1 pseudogene is annotated in these 292 nt (G+C 33.9%); it reads left to right on the top strand.

Annotated elements, in window-relative coordinates:
* Nucleotides 1-190: 190 nt before the first annotated feature.
* Nucleotides 191-292 (top strand): annotated as a pseudogene (locus AB4585_RS23390) (phosphoglycerate dehydrogenase); the annotation flags it as partial.

The raw sequence follows: 292 nt of genomic DNA, 5'->3' as shown, positions 1-292 counted from the left end.
TTAATACATAGCTAACCACTTGATTTTGCTATTCAAATAAAAAAGCAGAGGCTCAAAAGAGCGTCTGCTTTTTTTTTATTGTAATTTTCTTACCCAAATTGTTCTTTTTTTGATAATTTAGGGGTAGTTCACTTTTAGAAAACGTTTGCTTTTCGAAATTAATTTACCCGAATGTTAAGGAATAACTATTATGACCAGAGTCTCTTTACACAAAGATAAGATAAAAATCTTGCTACTTGAAGGTCTGCACCCTTCGTCAGTTGAAGTGTTAGAGGCGGCAGGTTACTCCCTG

The organism is Vibrio sp. 10N.222.49.C9, assembly GCF_041474985.1.
GTDB lineage: Bacteria > Pseudomonadota > Gammaproteobacteria > Enterobacterales > Vibrionaceae > Vibrio > Vibrio crassostreae_C.
This window is presented reverse-complemented; position numbering and strand designations above follow the sequence as displayed.